15 protein-coding genes are annotated in these 16638 nt (G+C 62.8%); 4 read left to right on the top strand and 11 right to left on the bottom strand.

What is annotated here, in order from left to right:
- Positions 1–294: 294 nt before the first annotated feature.
- From ABZF37_RS09795 to dapA, 6 genes are all read right to left on the bottom strand, one after another.
- Entirely contained in the window at positions 295–690 is a 396-nt protein-coding gene (locus ABZF37_RS09795; RefSeq protein WP_372719371.1) for a hypothetical protein, read from the bottom strand.
- Positions 691–1454: 764 nt separating this feature from the next.
- A complete protein-coding gene (purL, locus tag ABZF37_RS09790; RefSeq protein ID WP_372719369.1) occupies positions 1455–5366 on the bottom strand; it encodes a phosphoribosylformylglycinamidine synthase in 3912 nt (1303 codons plus the stop codon).
- A 4-nt stretch (positions 5367–5370) separates the two neighbouring features.
- Positions 5371–6099, bottom strand: coding sequence for a phosphoribosylaminoimidazolesuccinocarboxamide synthase (purC, locus tag ABZF37_RS09785; protein WP_372719367.1), 729 nt, complete (start codon positions 6097–6099; stop codon positions 5371–5373).
- A gap of 36 nt (positions 6100–6135) precedes the next feature.
- A complete protein-coding gene (locus ABZF37_RS09780) occupies positions 6136–6903 on the bottom strand; it encodes an MBL fold metallo-hydrolase (protein WP_372719365.1) in 768 nt (255 codons plus the stop codon).
- Positions 6904–6916: 13 nt separating this feature from the next.
- Entirely contained in the window at positions 6917–7588 is a 672-nt protein-coding gene (gene bamC, locus ABZF37_RS09775; protein ID WP_372719363.1) for an outer membrane protein assembly factor BamC, read from the bottom strand.
- A gap of 14 nt (positions 7589–7602) precedes the next feature.
- The gene (dapA, locus tag ABZF37_RS09770; RefSeq protein ID WP_372719361.1) at positions 7603–8478 is read right to left on the bottom strand and encodes a 4-hydroxy-tetrahydrodipicolinate synthase; all 876 of its coding nucleotides are present in this window, start codon (positions 8476–8478) and stop codon (positions 7603–7605) included.
- A 103-nt stretch (positions 8479–8581) separates the two neighbouring features.
- On the opposite strand from dapA, the gene ABZF37_RS09765 reads away from it, so the two are divergent.
- Entirely contained in the window at positions 8582–9049 is a 468-nt protein-coding gene (locus ABZF37_RS09765) for a peroxiredoxin (RefSeq protein WP_372719359.1), read from the top strand.
- Positions 9050–9095: 46 nt separating this feature from the next.
- Here ABZF37_RS09765 and yihA read toward each other — a convergent pair whose 3' ends face one another.
- On the bottom strand, positions 9096–9710 hold the full coding sequence (yihA, locus tag ABZF37_RS09760) for a ribosome biogenesis GTP-binding protein YihA/YsxC (RefSeq protein WP_372719357.1): 615 nt from the start codon (positions 9708–9710) through the stop codon (positions 9096–9098).
- Positions 9711–9902: 192 nt separating this feature from the next.
- Between yihA and ABZF37_RS09755 the strand changes: the two genes are divergently transcribed.
- Both ABZF37_RS09755 and ABZF37_RS09750 read left to right on the top strand, forming a co-directional pair.
- On the top strand, positions 9903–10508 hold the full coding sequence (locus tag ABZF37_RS09755; RefSeq protein ID WP_372719355.1) for a cytochrome c: 606 nt from the start codon (positions 9903–9905) through the stop codon (positions 10506–10508).
- Positions 10509–10532: 24 nt separating this feature from the next.
- Positions 10533–11144, top strand: coding sequence for a thiol:disulfide interchange protein DsbA/DsbL (locus tag ABZF37_RS09750; protein WP_372719353.1), 612 nt, complete (start codon positions 10533–10535; stop codon positions 11142–11144).
- 44 nt (positions 11145–11188) lie between these two features.
- Here ABZF37_RS09750 and ABZF37_RS09745 read toward each other — a convergent pair whose 3' ends face one another.
- The 4 genes from ABZF37_RS09745 to ABZF37_RS09730 all read right to left on the bottom strand — a co-directional run bounded on the left by ABZF37_RS09745 (position 11189) and on the right by ABZF37_RS09730 (position 15849).
- Positions 11189–12286 carry a zinc-binding dehydrogenase gene (locus tag ABZF37_RS09745; RefSeq protein ID WP_372719351.1) on the bottom strand — a complete coding sequence of 366 codons (1098 nt, stop codon included), beginning with the start codon at positions 12284–12286 and terminating at the stop codon, positions 11189–11191.
- Positions 12283–13758, bottom strand: coding sequence for an aldehyde dehydrogenase family protein (locus ABZF37_RS09740; protein ID WP_372719349.1), 1476 nt, complete (start codon positions 13756–13758; stop codon positions 12283–12285). Before ABZF37_RS09740 ends, ABZF37_RS09745 begins: the two co-directional genes overlap by 4 nt.
- Before the next feature lie 142 nt (positions 13759–13900).
- Positions 13901–15091: an aromatic ring-hydroxylating dioxygenase subunit alpha gene (locus ABZF37_RS09735; protein ID WP_372719347.1), complete on the bottom strand. Its 1191-nt coding sequence runs from the start codon at positions 15089–15091 to the stop codon at positions 13901–13903.
- Positions 15092–15129: 38 nt separating this feature from the next.
- Positions 15130–15849: an iron-containing redox enzyme family protein gene (locus ABZF37_RS09730; RefSeq protein WP_372719345.1), complete on the bottom strand. Its 720-nt coding sequence runs from the start codon at positions 15847–15849 to the stop codon at positions 15130–15132.
- Positions 15850–16018: 169 nt separating this feature from the next.
- Between ABZF37_RS09730 and ABZF37_RS09725 the strand changes: the two genes are divergently transcribed.
- A partial coding sequence (locus ABZF37_RS09725) for an LLM class flavin-dependent oxidoreductase (protein ID WP_372719343.1) occupies positions 16019–16638 on the top strand: 620 nt, incomplete at its 3' end.

Below are 16638 nucleotides of genomic sequence, written 5' to 3'. Positions count from 1 at the left end.
GTCGGTGCCGGTCCAGTTTTGCACCGCACGACCGATTTCATTCTGCGTCTCCTGCGTACAGGCGACGAGCCCAAAAGCGAGTGCGCCTAAAACAGCTTTACGGAACATAAGTCGGTCCTCTAAGTCGGTCAAGCCAAGGGCGAGCAAACGCAGCCCAGCGGTCACAGCGTCATTGATGCGCTCTTTATGCGCATGGAGCCGAAAACGTAGGAAAAGTACAGCACGACAATATACTGCCCGTTGGCGGCAAAATCGGCCCAATCCTGCCGGGCCCATCCCACCGCCACCGATCACTTACTTCGGCATTTCCAGCGTTTCGTCAGGAAAAGCCGCCCTGAAACGACTCTCACTATCCCTCATGGCCTTGGTGCCACCGCTGATTTCCTGATTTCCTTTCTCAATCTCTTTCTTGCCTTTCTCTATCTGTTTCTCGGCTGATTCGATACGACTTTCGCCACTCTTTACCCGCGCTTCACCCGTGATCACAAGCTTTTGACCCTGCTCCCAACTCTTTGCAAGACTTTTCTTAAGGTCTGCCCGTGCTTGAGAACTGCCAGCATGATCCCGCATGGCATCGGCGATAGTCGGTTTCGTTGCACAACCGGACAACAACAGCACAGTCACTCCAGCGCCAAATAAAATTTTCCAGTCAATCATCATTAAAATCTCGCGTGAATATAGGGTTTTCATTGTAACATGATTAATCATTTCGGTAAAATATAGGCCTTGGTTAATAGGTTATTTTGGCGAGCTAATGCAACCCGCGATCTGAGAAAAGGCTTATCGGTTTTCCAACCCTGAAATTGGACCAATCATTACTTGAGATGAAGCGGGCCAACCGCTTCCCCATGGACACCGGACCTGAGACTATCGCGTTCCCGGCGGCGAATGCGTCGATACCTTTCTGCTACGGCTCTCCACGTCGGCCGACCCAGGCATTTATCCAAGCTCTGGCCGTCGAATACCTTCTCGACGGGAAGCCGTTGACGCGCTACATGGGAAAAACCGGCATGCTGGCTTGGGTGAATCAGGGCGATCTAACTGAGTGACACCAGATTCTAGACCACCTTCCTGCCCGCGCCAGACCCTCAAAACATGGCTTACTCAACCGCCGCCTGAATACATGACAAATTAATCCGATAGCCAAGATTAAAGCTATGTTAATCATAAATAATTGAGGGCTGGTCTTTCACCTTAGTACGCGAGAAACGGACTGCTTCGGCGACCCCTTGTGCATGGTCCGGAAAAGTTTCACAAGGTGGCGGGATAGGCCATGCTGCCGCGCAGAAACCTTCAACAACCCGCCACTGAACAATAAATCGTTGGTTGGGATATCCGCTGATTTAATCAGCACGTCGCCAGAAACTGATCTGGATTGACAGATTGTGGCGTGGGTTTCGACCAATAATGCAAGAACAGCCTTCCGCATGACACTGACAGTAAGCCACCGACTTTCAGTCCTGCGCCAACCACTCGCGGGCGTTTGCAAACAGTTGCCGCCAGGGTGCGTCGTGCTCGCTCCAGCCAGGCGGAGCCCAGGAGTGTTGCACGGTGCGGAACAGCCGCTCCGGGTGCGGCATCATGATTGCAACCCGGCCGTCGGCGCTGGAAAAACCGGTGCTGCCGCCCGCGGAACCATTCGGATTGTCGGGATAGCGCTCGGCCACCTGACCGCGACCATCCACGTAGCGCAGCGTGGCCAGCATTGTGGCTTCAGCGGCGAACTGCGCCTGCCCCTCGCCGTGGGCCACCACGATGGGCAGCCGTGAGCCCGCCATGCTACGCAGCCAGACGCTGTTGCTTTCCAACACCTCCACCAAGGCAAGGCGCGCCTCGAACTGCTGCGAGCGGTTAGGTACGAAACGCGGCCAGTGCTCGCTGCCGGGTATCAGCGCGGTGAGCCGCGACAGCATCTGGCACCCGTTGCACACGCCCAGCGTCAGAGTATCCGGGCGCTCGAAGAACGCCTCGAACTGGTCACGCGCACGGGGGTTACCCAGTATCGATTCGGCCCAGCCACGGCCAGCGCCAAGAACGTCGCCGTAGGAAAAGCCACCACACGCGGCCAGCACGCGGAACTCGGTCAGCGATACCCGGCCGCCGAGAACGTCGCTCATGTGCACGTCGACCGGGGTGAAGCCAGCCTCGGCAAAGGCGGCAGCCATTTCCAGATGACCGTTAACGCCCTGCTCGCGCAGGATGGCCACCCGGGGCTTGGCACGGTCGCTGGGCGTTGGCGTCATACGGAAGCTGACCCGCGCCGAAAGCCCCGGATTGGCGACGTCCAGCAGGGCGTCATATTCCTCGTCGGCGCAGGCCGGATCATCACGCAGGCGGGCGATCTGATGCGAGGTCGCGGACCACGTTCGATGCAGCTGCACACGACTGGCGGCGAACACCGTCTGGCCGCCGAAGCGGAAGGCGATTTCGCCATCCCCCCGTGGGGTGCCGAGGTCGAAGGCCAGGTCGCGAATCCCACAGGCACCCAGAAGATCATTCACCCGCGCCAGGTCGGTGGCACGCACCTGGACCACGGCCCCCAGTTCCTCGTTGAACAGGGCGCGCAGCGGATGGCTGCCGGCCCCATCCAGGTCAATATCCAGGCCGCAATGTCCCGCGAAGGCCATCTCGCACACGGTCGCCAGCAAACCGCCATCGGAGCGGTCGTGGTAGGCCAGGAGCAGATCGCTGGCAGCCGCCTCGCGCACGAAACGGAATAACCCGGCGAGCAGTTCCGGGTGGTCAAGATCCGGGGGCGTGCTGCCGGTGGCGGAAAGTACCTGAGCCAGTGCGGACCCACCCAGCCGACCGCGGCCGGCGCCAACATCAATCAGCAACAGGCGGCTGTCCCCTGCGTCCAGGCGCAGTTGCGGCGTGAGGGTGCGTCGCACATCCGTCACGGCGGCAAACGCGGTGACGACGAGGGACACCGGCGACACCACCGCCCGCGCGCTGCCATCCTGGGCGCGCCAGGTGGTCTTCATGGACAGCGAGTCCTTGCCCACCGGGATGGCGATGCCCAGCGCCGGGCACAGCTCCATGCCCACCGCCCGTACTGCTGCGTACAGCGCGGCGTCCTCGCCCGGCTCGCCGGCGGCAGCCATCCAGTTGGCGGACAACTTGACGGCACCGAGATCGGCTACGTCGGCGGCGACAATATTGGTGATCGCCTCCCCCACCGCCAGGCGCGCGGCAGCGGAGGAGTCCAGCAACGCTACCGGCGTGCGCTCACCCAGGGCCATGGCCTCGCCGGTGTAGCCAACGAAATCGCTGGCGGTCACCGCCACGTCGGCGACCGCCACCTGCCACGGACCCACCAGTTGGTCCCGGCACACCCGTCCGCCTACCGATCGGTCACCGATGTTGATGAGGAAACGCTTGTCGGCCACCGACGGCAGTTGCAGTACGCTTCGCGCGGCTTGGGCAAGGTCGACCGCGTCAAGATCGAAGCGCTGCGGGGTCGGCGGCGACGAGCGCACGTCGCGCAGCAGGCGTGGAAGCCGACCATGGCCATCGACGGCGCCGCCGTTGGACCGGTCGGGCGGCTCGGCACCCTGACCGAGAATAGCCGCCAGTTCCACGTCGATCGGCGTGTTGCCGCGGGCGGGATCGCTCACTCGCAGGTGGCCGTCGTCAGTCACTTCGCCCAGCACGGAAAACGGGCACCGCTCCCGGGCACAGATGTCGGCAAAACGCTTGCGGTCGCTGGCGCCGATAACCAGCACGTAACGTTCCTGCGCTTCGTTGCACCACAGTTCGAGTGGCGACAGGCTGGGGTCAGCCGTTGGCACTGCACCGAGGTCAATCAGGGTGCCGCGCCTGACCGCGGCCACGATTTCCGGCACCGCGTTCGAGAGCCCGCCGGCGCCGACGTCGTGGATGCTCAGGATCGGGTTATCAGTGCCCAGTTGCCAACAGCGGTCAATCACTTCCTGGGCCCGGCGCTGCATCTCCGGATTGCCCCGCTGCACGGAGTTGAAATCAAGCTCCGCCGTGTTGTCGCCGCCGCCCAGCGACGAAGCAGCGCCACCACCCAGGCCAATGCGCATGCCGGGCCCACCCAACTGCACTACCAGATTCCCGACCGCGAATTCTTCTTTCTTGTGAACCTGCTGGGGCGTGATATTGCCCATGCCGCCGGCGATCATGATCGGCTTGTGGTAACCGCGAACGCGCCCGCCGACCATCTGCTCGTAGGTTCGGAAGAACCCGGTCAGATTCGGCCGGCCAAACTCATTATTGAAGGCAGCCGCGCCAAGCGGGCCGTCAATCATGATGTCCAGCGCACTGGCGATACGATCCGGCTTGCCGTAGGGCTGCTCCCACGGCTGGGGCAGGCCCGGCAAATGCAAGTTGGACACCATGAAACCGCACAAGCCAGCCTTGGTGAACGCGCCGCGACCGGTGGCCGCCTCGTCGCGGATTTCGCCACCGGCACCCGTGGCGGCACCGGGAAACGGCGCGATCGCCGTCGGATGATTGTGCGTCTCGACCTTGGTCAGGATGTGGGCAATGGTCGACAAGGGCCTGTATTCGCCACTGGCCGCATCGATCACCAGCAGTTGTGCCCGGTGGCCTTCAATCACGGCCGCGTTGTCACTGTAGGCAACCAGCGTGCGCCGCGGACTGCAACGATGGGTATGGCGGATCATGTCGAACAGGCTGTGTTCCTGCGCCACGCCGTCGACGATCCACTCGGCGTTGAATATCTTGTGCCGGCAGTGTTCGGAGTTGACCTGCGCGAACATCATCAACTCGACGTCAGTGGGGTTGCGGCGCAGACGCACAAACCAGCGTTCGAGATAATCCAGTTCATCGGCCGACAGGGCCAGGCCCTGCTCACGATTGGCCTGTTCAAGCGCCACCCGGCCGAGTCCAAGCATATCCACGCTGGAGAACGCCGCGGCAGGCGCTGCGTCGAAAAGCCGCCCGGCGAGCGCCGCATCGGTGGTCAGAATCTGGGTCATGCGATCGTGCAGCAGCGGCGCCGCAACCGCCAGCTGCTGGGCGGTCGGCTGTAGCTGCGCGGGACCGAGCCGATAGCGCACACCGCGCTCAAGTCGCAATACGCCGTTCACGCCGCAGACGGCAGCGATATCGGTCGCCTTACTGGACCAGGGCGTCAGGGTACCGGGGCGCGGCAAGGCCAGCAGTTCGCCGGCTGCCAGCTGTAGCGGCTCAGGTCGACCTTGCACCAGGGCCGCGAGGCGATCCATATCCGTATCAGCGCTGACCTGCGCCAGATACACCTGGTCCGCCCGTACCTCGGTCAGGCCCGGCACCGCCGCCCGCAAACCTCCGCTAAGGCGTGACAGGCGAAACTCGCCCAGCGCCGGTTCGCCCACCAGATACAGCACTTGCCCCACCCGGCTACTCTCCCGCTGGCAGATCTACCCCGATCCGGCGAGCCACCTCCTCGTAGGCCTCGACCACGCCACCCAGATCGCGCCGGAAACGGTCTTTGTCGAGCCGCTCACCGCTACTGGCGTCCCACAGCCGGCAACCATCCGGGGTGAATTCATCGCCCAGTAGCAGTTCACCGTCGAGGCGGCCGAATTCGAGCTTGTAGTCAACCAGGGTGATGCCCGCGGCGGCGAACAAGCCCTTGAGCACGCCGTTGACCTTGAAGCTGAGCTCGCGCATGCGGGCCATTTCTGCCGCGGTGGCCCAGCCGAAGGCGAGTACGTGATCGTCGTTCACCATCGGATCGTGCAGGGCGTCGTTCTTGAGGAAGAACTCGAACAGCGCGGGGTCAAGCGGCAGCCCCTCGGCCACGCCCAGGCGCCGACACACGCTACCGGCGGTGACGTTTCGAACCACGCACTCCACCGGCACCATGTCCAGGCGGCGTACCAGACTGTCCTGGGGTCCTGCCAGGCGCAGGAAATGCGTGGGCACTCCGGCCTGCTGTAGCCGGCTCATGACGAAGGCGTTGATGTGGTTGTTGACCAGGCCTTTGCGAACCAGCGCCGCTTTCTTCTCGCCGTCAAACGCCGAGGTGTCGTTTCGATAATGCATCAACAGGACATCGGCGGCGTCGGTGGTGTACACCGTCTTGGCCTTGCCTCGATACAGCTCTGTGCCCCGCGGGTCGGTCATGCTCGGTTCCGTAATAATCGCTTCAAAGTCAGGCGCTCAGGCGAGATCGCACCAGCCGAGCCCAGCATCCTGATCGGCCACCGCAATCCAGTCAGCGGTGCAACCCAGGGCATCGGCCATGGCTGCGCGGGCCAGTTCCGGTCGATTATTCTGCTCGCTCAAGTGCGCGGCCGCGAAATGCTTGAGGCGCCCGCAGTCAAGGCTGGCGATGAACTGTGCTGCGGCGGCGTTGCTCAGGTGTCCAAAATCGCCATCCACCCGGCGCTTGAGCGCAGCGGGATAATGACCGCCCAGCAACAGGTCGCGGTCGTGATTGCACTCGAACAGCAACCCATCACAGCCCGCCAACACGGTCCGCATATGGGCGGTGGTATGGCCCAGGTCGGTCACCGCCGCGAAGCGCGCCGAGCCATCGGACAGCAGGTACTGGCAGCTCTCGCGCCCGTCGTGGGGCACTGGAAACGGCGTAATGGCCAGCCCGTCGATTTGCCACGGTGCGTGGCAATTGATGTAGCGAACCTCCGGAAGTACGCCCACCTGCGGCGCCAGCGCGGCCAAGGTGCCGGGTGTGGCCCAAACCGGCACGCGTCCGGCGCGCGCCACAGCGCCTACGCCGGCGACGTGGTCGGCATGCTCATGCGTGAGCAGGATCGCGGTCAACTCCGACAGGTCCATTCCCAGCCGCCCAAGGCGCCGGCGCGTTTCCGCGACTCCAAATCCACAGTCGATCAGCAGCGTGGTGCTGCCGGCCTGCACCACGGTGGCGTTGCCACGGCTGCCGCTGCCCAGTGAGGCGAAGCGCACGCCCGCCTTCAAATCAATCGAGGTTCTGCTGAATCTTGCGCAGGACCTCTTCGGCGAGTAGTGCCGTAACCAGTTTTTCCTTTTCGTCGAACACCAGTACGTTGGTGTGCTCACCGTCGGACTGCAACAGCACCAGCAGACGCTGCTTGCGGTTGCTCTCCTTGTCGCCCCAGAACATCAAGGTACGGGCAACACGACCACGCAACTGGCGATGCTTGTAGTCGACGAAATACAGGCCACGCGAACGATCGCGGTCGTCAACCGTCATTTCAGCGGCTTCCAAAGCCTTGCCCACGGTACGCCAGGCGCGGGAGAAGTCTTCGGTCACCACTAGCCGCGGGACACCTTCAGCACCGCGCTCAATGCGCGGACCGGCGGGGCCAGCATCTACGTCCATATGCTCCGGGGGCGGCGAGGTGAACAGTCCGCCCTCACCCTCGGTGCCCAGGCCCTGCGTGACACTGCCGTCGTCTATGCCCGGCACCACCAACGCATTCGAATCAGCGATGCCCGTCAGGTCAGGCGGAACTTCGAGCGGCGGAAGTGATTCAGCCTCGCGATACTGTTTTTCCTGCGGGTCGTGTCCAAGCAGCCCTCCCAGGGCACCACAACCGCTCAGCTGCGGCAACGCAAAAACCAGAGCCAGAAAAAGCGGAGCGTGCTGCCTGAAAGTAAGTCGCTGCATGATGCCTCGGTGAGTCACAGTAGGGACGCCTGCCGCAAAGCGGCATGCAAAGTAGCGTGATGGGCTGCCGACAGGGGAGTCAGTGGCAGGCGTATACCTGCCTCGATCAGGCCGAGTTCGGCAAGCGCCCACTTCACGGGAATCGGGTTGCCTTCGACAAAAAGATCCCGGTGCAGGGCCTGTAACGGTGCATCGAGTGCCAGCGCCTCCTCGCGGCGACCGGCCAAAGCCGCTTCGCACATCTCGGCCATGGCCTTGGGCGCAACGTTGGCCGTCACCGAAATCACACCCCGATAACCCCTTAGCATGAGCTCCGCCGCCACCGCATCCTCACCACTGAACAACCAAAAATCTGCTGGGCAGCGGGACAGAAGCTCGGTCGCGCGCTCCAGGCTGCCAGTGGCGTCCTTCAGCCCGATAATGTTGGGCACCAGTGCCAACCGCAGCGTGGTTTCGGTGAGAAGATCGCACGCCGTTCTACCCGGCACGTTATACAGGATGTTCGGAATCGGAGCCGCCTCGGCAATGGCCAGGAAGTGCCGGTATAAACCTTCCTGCGTCGGCTTGTTGTAGTACGGCGTCACCAGCAGGCAGGCATCGACCCCGACGTCGGCCGCGGCGCGCGTCAACTCAATCGCTTCGCTGGTGGAATTGGCACCCGTGCCGCCGATCACCGGCAGGCGCCCGTCCACCCGGCGCACCACCTCGGCAATGACGCCAACGTGCTCGTCCATATCCAGCGTGGGGGACTCGCCGGTCGTGCCGACCGCCACGATGCCGTGGGTTCCGGAGCTGACGTGGTATTCGACCAGCCGTGCGAGGGCGGCGTAATCTATCGCCCCGGACGCAGTCATCGGGGTGACCAGGGCGACGACGCTGCCGTGGATCATGTAAAAGTCCAGCTGGGAAAGGCGGCTATGTTACTGACCCCCTCGCCTCCCTGACAAGCCGCGCGCCGCTGCGCGCCACGCCCTACCGCACGGAATACTGCGCATGCCAGAACCAAAGATCGGCGCCCCGGCGCCCGACTTCAGCCTGCCGGCCAGCGGCGACAGGATCGTCAGCCTCGGCGCGCTACGCGGCAAATCGATAGTGCTGTATTTTTATCCTAAGGACAGCACCCCCGGTTGCACTCTTGAAAGTCAGGATTTTCAGAGGCTTTCCGGCGATTTTGCCAAGCTCGGCGCGGTGATCCTGGGCGTCAGCCGCGACAGCACGGCCAGCCACGACCGGTTTCGTGCGAAATTCGGCCTCGGCTTTGATCTGCTGGCCGATACCGACGAGATCGTCTGCCGTCAGTACGACGTGATCCGCGAAAAGAATATGTACGGACGCAAGGTGATGGGTGTCGAGCGCAGCACCTTCCTGATCGACGCATCCGGGGTGCTGCGCGAGGCCTGGCGCAAAGTTAAGGCCAAAGGTCACGCGGCTGCCGTGCTGGAACACCTGCGCACGCTTTGATACCGAATCGCCCCGTTGCTCCGCCAACCATAACCTGGCGCGGCCGTCAGTCGCCTTCGGCCAGCCAGGCCGCCACACGCGCACGCACTTGAACCGCTCCGGCCCCGCTCAGGTTCGACAGCAGCAGCGGTTCAAGCACCGCATCGAACACCGCCAGATCGCGCTGCACCTTCAGTAGCGCCGCCTTCGCGGCGCCGCGACCGAGTTTGTCGGACTTGGTCAGCACCGGCTGCACAGGCACAGCCAACGCGTTCGCTGTGGCGATTAACTGGCGGTCACCGACCTGCAACGGGTGTCGGATGTCCATGAACAACAACAGGCCGCGCAGGCTTTGGCGTTGTTCGAAGTATGCCGGGATCACCTGGCCCCAATCGCGGCGGCGGGCCGCCGAGGTTGCGGCGTAACCATACCCCGGCAGGTCCACCAGACGGCGGCGGTCGTCCAGCTGAAAAAACAGCAGCTCCTGCGTGCGCCCCGGCGTTTTGCTCACCCGCGCCAGGCCGCGATGCCCAACCAGAGTATTCAAGGCACTCGATTTGCCGGCGTTCGAGCGACCGGCAAACGCCACCTCGGTGCCCTCGTCGGGCGGCAGATGGTCAAGCGCCACCGCGGCGCGCCAGAACACAGCGCCGTGCAGGGGATTGGGAACCGAGTCATTCATGAATGGTCCGGATGCAGATGCCGGGGCGGTGCCGGCGGAAACAGAACAATCGCAAGTCGACGCGCCCGCCGCACCCGGCCTCAGACGCCTGATGACATGCTGGTAGAATACTGCGCCGTTTGCGCCCACTGCCGTGGCACCGGGCGCAACAACCCCAATATGTCCATTCAAAATCGAAACGGGAGTCTGTGGATGCGAGGCTGCAAGTGGATCATGGTGGCTGCCTGCCTTACCTTGGCAAGCGCCGCGCAGGCGGCAGGTAATGCTGAAGCCGGACAGGAAAAATCAGCCCCGTGCCAGGCTTGTCACAGCAGCGACGGCAACAGCGTGGTGGGCATGTATCCCAATATCGCCGGTCAGCATAGCAGCTACGCCGAAACCCAACTGAAGGCCATGCGCGACGGCCAGCGCAAGGATCCGATCATGTCACCGATGGCCGCGAGCCTCAGCGATCAGGACATCGCTGACCTTGCCGCCTTCTACAGCAAACAAGAGGTCAAGCACGGCAGCGTGCCCGATGAGGTCGTCAAATCTGGCGGCGAAATCTACCGGGCGGGCAACGCCAAAGCGGGCGTGCCCGCTTGCATGGCCTGCCATGGCCCACAGGGCTTGGGCAATGCCCCGGCCGGGTGGCCTGCCCTCGGCGGCCAGCACCCGGAATACATCGCCAAGCAACTCGGCCTGTACGCCAGCGGCGAGCGCGACACTGACGTCAACGGCATCATGCGGGATATTGCCGCGCGCATGAGCAAAACGGATATCGACGCCGTATCCAAATATGTCTCCGGCCTGCACTGAGGCCGCTCGCGAGGAGCTTTATCGATGCGCATTCGCTCCCTGATTTGGCCACTGGCGCTGTTGCTGACCGCTCTGGGGGCCAATGCCGCGCCCTGGGTCGAGTTGGCCAAACCACAGCCAACTCAAGACCCGGCCAAGATCGAAGTGATCGAATTCTTCTGGTATGGCTGTCCGCATTGCTATTACGCCGAGCCAGCTGTGGCCGAATGGCGCAAGCGGCAACCGGCCGAGGTGCAGTTCGTACGGGTACCGGCAATTTTCAACACCAACTGGGCAGTGCTGGGACGTGCCTATTACGCAATGCAACAACTGGGCTTGGGCGAAGACGTGCACCGCGCGCTGTTCGAGGCCATCCATACCGACCGCAAGAACCTGAACGACGAGACCAGCCTGACCGAGTTTTTCGCTACCCACGGCGTGCCGCGCGAGAAATTCGCCGACGCGTATCACTCGTTTGGGGTAGACAGTCAGACCGGGCGCGCCAACCAGATGACCCGCGCCTATGGCCTGGAGGGCGTGCCCACCTTCATCGTCAACGGCAAATTCCGCGTCGACGGTACCAGCGCCGGTAGCGAGGCGGGCATGTTCGAAGCGCTGGACCAGTTGGTAGCGCAGGAACTCAAGACCGCCAAGTAAATCGCTGGCCGCGCCGTGAGCGCGCGTTGGATTTTCTTGTTCTTCTATTTGAACGGATCGACCACCGGCTTGATTTCTTCCAGCCGGTGCATGCGTTCCATGGCCTGCGGGATTTCAGCCAGACTGTAGGTATCGCCGAACAGTCGCTCGAACGGGAAACGGTCCTTCTGCGTCGCCAGAAAGGCCAGCGCCTCGCGGTAATACTCTATTCCCGCCGAGCGGATGCCATGGACGCTGATCTGCTTCATGACAAACGCCATGCCGGGAATCTGCGCCGGCTGCGGATCACCGGCGCCGATGACCACGATGCGCCCGCCCATGCGGGTAATGCCGATAGCCTCCTCCAGCGCGTGGTGCGAGCCCGAGCACTCGAACACCAGATCGGCACCACGACCTTCAGTGAGGCTGCGCACCAGCTCCGCGCGCTGCTTGGGGTCGGTGGTTTCGATATTGCACACGGCATCGGCACCGAACGCGGTCGCCACTCCCAGGCGGCTATCCGGCGCGCCAAAGCAGACAACCCGTCGAGCACCAAAGGCCCGCGCCGCGGCCACGCCATACAGGCCCACCGGGCCGCTCCCCTGCACCAATACCGTCTCGGTCGGCCGGATGCCGCCGGCGCGGGCAGTGGCATGCATGATGGTGCGCAATGCGCAACTGGCCGATGAGGCCCAATGGCTGGGCACCTCGTCCGGCACCTTGACCACATGACAGGCCGGCAGGATGTAGGCGTACTGTGCGAAGCCACCCAACAGGTGGGGATGCTTGCCGCAGTCGGCGTAACCGTAGGGCGTGAAATTGGTGCACAGCGTCGGCTGGTGCGCCACCACGCAGTAATAGCACTTGCCGCAATAAGCGTAGGCCCAGATCACCCGGTCGCCCTTGGCCAGGGGCGCTCCGGCGACGTCGCAGTCCCGCCCGGCGCCGAGTTTTTCGATCACGCCCACCATCTCGTGGCCAAGAATCGCCGGGGTCTTCGACACTGGATGCAGCAAGCCCATGTGCACATGATGGTCGGTACCGCAGATGGTGGCGCGATCAATGCGAACCGTTATGGCGCCCGGCTCCGGGTCCGGCACCTCAAACTCGCGTACTTCGAACGGCTCCTTGTAAGCCGCCATCACCAGGGCTTTGGCTTTCATATCAGGCGAATCTCCACGTTTTTACGACCTTCGGCACCGAAGTAATGCACGGCCTTCAGCTGCGTGAAGGACACCAGCTCTTCGAGTGTTTCTTCCTGCCCCAGGCCGGAATCTTTCTGACCGGCGAAGCCAAAGCCCGGGAAATGTTTGGACGAACCATTGATCCACACCGTGCCGGCCTCGACCCGACGGGCGAACTCCATGGCGGTGTCCAGACTTGACGTCCACACGCTGGCGGTGAGGCCGTATTCCACCGCATTGATGTCCGCCAACATCTGCTGCTCGTCGTCCCACGGGATCAGCGCCAGCACTGGGCCGAATACTTCCTCCCGAAACAGCGTGTTCTCGCGGCTGACATCGCAGAACACGGTCGGCGGGACATAGAAGCCCTTATCGAACGGCGGCGCGGTCAGGCGCGCACCACCGGTGAGCACCGGCAGGCCTTCCTGTTTCGACAGATCGATGTAATGCATGGTCTTGTCGAACTGCTGCTGCGTCGACAGGCCAGCCATCAGTGTTTCCGGATCCTGCGGGTCGCCGATGCGAATCGCCTCGCAGGCCGTCTTGATAGCCGTCTTGGCCTGCTCGTACAGCGAACGGTGAATGAATATCCGGCTGGTCGAACCGCAGCTCTGGCCCGCTGTCTGGTAGAAGTTCATGCCGTGTACGGCCGACGTGAACGCCTTCTCGGCGTCCGCGTCGGGGTAAATCACCATCGGATTCTTGCCACCGAGTTCGAAGGTGAAGTCCTTCAGGTGCCCCGACTCGGCGGCAATGCGGTAGAAAGCCAGCGCCGCCGCCTTGCCACCGGTCAGCGTGATGCGCTTGATGTCCTTGTGGCCGACGATCGCCTCCCCTACCGGCCGCCCGCCAGTAAGAATCTGGATCAGCCCCGGGGGGATATGCGGGGCCAGAATCTGGCCGATGCGCAGGGTCGACAGGCTGGTGTGCTCGGAGGGCTTGATGATCAGCGCGTTGCCCATCAGCAGGGGTGCTGCGATGCGCATGATGCTGAACATCAACGGGTGGTTGAAGGCACAAAAGCGCGCCACCACACCGAACGGCTGCGGCAGGGTGAAATGGATGTTGTCGCCGGTGAACCGATCCCCGGAGCGGCCGAACACCTGCGGCGCCAGACCCATCTGATGACGCAACATGCCCACCGAGGCGCGGATGTCGGCCCGCATCACATGAATCGGGCTGCCCGTATCCAGAACATCAAGCTGCGCCAGCTCCTCGCCGTGCTGTTCCAGTACCGCCGCCAGCTTGCCGATCAGGCCCACCCGCTGGAAAACCGGGACCTGTGCCCATTCGCGCTGGGCTGCCAGGGCGCCACGAACGGCTTCGTCGACCAGCCCGGCGCACTCGGGTACCGAGCCGATGGTCTCGCCAGTCGCCGGATTGATGGCTGCAAAACGCTGGCTCACCGCGGGAAACGTATTGTTTACCAACGGCGCGAAGTCGTAACTCACGCGGTGTACTCCTCGACGGGAGCGGCCATGCGCAGGACCGGACCGGGCTCGCTCATAGGTCGGTAAACGAACCTGCGGCTGTTTTCACCCGGCCGGCCCTGGCAGGACCGCAATAAAAGGTTTGTCCAGCAGTCGGCGAGCTTCAGGCCGCAGCGCGACTGAAGCCCATGGCCTTGCGGTACCACTCCCACCAGACGATGTTGGCGATTTCATCGTTCTGACCCGATTTGTACGGGTCTTTATCCTTGCGCACGCCCTTGAGGAAAAACGCGTTCTCGGTGCCGGCCTTGAGCGCGTTCTGGATCCGGCTGAACACCGCCGCGTCTTCCAGGCTGACCAACCCCGACGGCCCGAGCAGGTTCGAGGACTGGCGCAGGCGGTGATTGGCCATTTCCTCGTCGTCGTCCTCGTGACAGAAGTATGCCCAGTGCACCTCGGTCTTGAACGGACCGCGCGGCATGCCAAAGCGGAAATTGAACATGTCCAGATGCTTGGTGCCGAACGATATCAGCGACGGACACACCACATAGGAGCCCTTGCTCGGATCCACACCCCTGAATTCCACCAGGCTCGGGTCTTTCAGAAAGTCGCTGTTCTTGGCGGCGGCAAGTTGCGACACCAATGCGATAAGACCATTGTCGGCCACCGTGCAGACGCCCTTGCCACCCTGCCAGTTGAGCAGCTTGAACGCCGCATGCAGCAACGGCGGGTGATAACCGTCCTGATCGCGGTAGGTTTTCCAGTTGGCGTTGTACATGACCTTCTGGTAGCCCAGGAGTTTGAGCCGGCCGTCGCCACCGAGGGATTCACGCAGCGGCTCGGCGATCTCCCCGAGCTGCTCCGACAGCGGCGCGGCGTTGTCGTCCAGAGTGGCAAATATCAGACCGGCAAAGATTTCGAAACGAATCTTGCGCAGGCCGAAATCGGCCTTGCAGAAGTCCTCTGGAAAGTCGTCGTCACCCGGCACGCCACGCAGGTTGCCACCGTTGTCGTACAGCCAGCGGTGGTAGGGACACTGGAACTCGGCCGCGTTGCCGCGGACCTCTGGCACCAGCATGGTCCCGCGGTGCGCGCAGGCATTGTGGAACACGCCCACGCCGCCGTCCGCCAGGCGGGTGATCAGGATCGGCACCTCGCCAATATAGAACGTCTTGTAGTCCCCCGACTCGCGAATTTCCCCGGTATGCGCCACCGGGTGCCAGTGCGGCCCATAGAACAGGCGTTCCAGTTCCAGCTGATAGATCTCAGCGCTCTCGTAGAGCGTCTTCGGAACGGCATTCGCCTTGGCCGGGAAGGTGACCAGATCCTGGACAAACTGGGTGTTCGCATTCATTGCGATGAACTCCTTTAAACAGCGGGACAGATCACCGGTCAGGCGGCAGTCGGCAGCTTGACGCCCTGGGCATCAAGCTCGGCAGCCAAGTCCATCACGCCCTCGTAGAAGATGCGCGAGGCCTCCAGCGCCGTATCGAGGCCGGCCAACACGTCGGCCGCCAGCTCGGGCGTGGTCACGTGACGCTTGATCGGCGCCCACACCACCTTGCCCGCGTGTTCCAGGTCGGCTTTCTCGTGGTAACGGAAGAAGAACAACTGCTCGTCGGTGAGACCCAGATCCTTCTGCCACTTGTCGGCGCTGATGTTGGTTTCGCGGTTGATGGCCGTGAGCACGAATTCTTCCAGCGAGGTAGACAGCCAGCCGATGATCCAGTGCCGATTGCGGCACAGATTCTCGGTCACCTGATGCCAGATATCGGTCTTGGGATTGGGCTTGGCTTCGTTCAGCTCCTTGTCGGTGACGCCCAGCGTGCGGGCCATCTCGAACAGAATTTTGGTATGCGGCGCCTTGAGGTTCTCGTCGTAGACCAGTTCTTCCAGCATCTGGCCGATGGTCTTGCGCACCACGGCCTGGTCCGGGCAGCGGCTCATCCAGGCCGGCCGATAGCTGGCGCTGAACTGCCGATTGCGGATTGAATGCTGGATCATCCACGCGCGGGCCATGCCGACCGTCATCTTGGCATGCAACCACGGCCAGGTCAGGGCAGTTTCCACGCAACGCTCGGCAATACGATCGACAATGTCCTGCTGATTCATGGCAAATCTCCCAGCTTCGAGTAGTGGACAGGGCTCATTCGGCGGTGTTTGAATGGCGGCCCACGGAACGTTCGGTCAGTAACTGCGCCATAGTCGCCCCGCCATCGTCGCCAAGTCAAGAAGCTTCCACCTCGGCATACCATTCCGTTCCATCCCCCGGAGACTACTTATGAAATTTGGCTATTTCTACGAAATGCAGGGCGCCTCGGACCGCAGCGACAACGTGCTGTATCAGGAGCACCTTGACCAGTTTCGTCTGGCCGACGAATTGGGCTACGACTGCCTGTGGCTGGCCGAGTTGCACTTCCAGCGCGCCTATTCGGTGCTGCCGGCACCACTGCTGCTGGCCGCCGCCGCCAGCCAGGTCACCAAACGCATCCGGCTGGGGATGGGCATTTCCGTGCTGCCGATCAACCAGCCGCTGCGCCTCGCCGAGGAACTTGCCACGCTGGACATCCTGTCCAACGGCCGCGTCGACTGGGGCATCGGCCGCGGCCACCCGATGACCGGTATCTATGACCACTTCAATATCGATATCGACCAGAGCAAGGCGCTGTTTCGCGAGCACCTGGACATCATTCGCCTTGCCTGGACCGAGGAAGAATTCAGCTTCAAGGGCAAGTTCAACACCATCGACAGTGTCAAAGTGGTGCCCAAGCCGGTGCAAAAACCGACCTTGCCCACGTTCGTCTCGGCCTTCAGCCCGGACACCTTCGACCTGGCCGGCGAATACGGCTTCAACCTGTTCCTGCCGGCGCAGGTCATGCCGCTGGAGCAGCTCAAGCAGGC

The sequence above is a fragment of the Immundisolibacter sp. genome, from assembly GCF_041601295.1.
Classification (GTDB): Bacteria; Pseudomonadota; Gammaproteobacteria; order Immundisolibacterales; family Immundisolibacteraceae; genus Immundisolibacter.
Note: the sequence above shows the minus strand (reverse complement) of the source record. Positions and strands in the feature narration are given on the sequence as shown.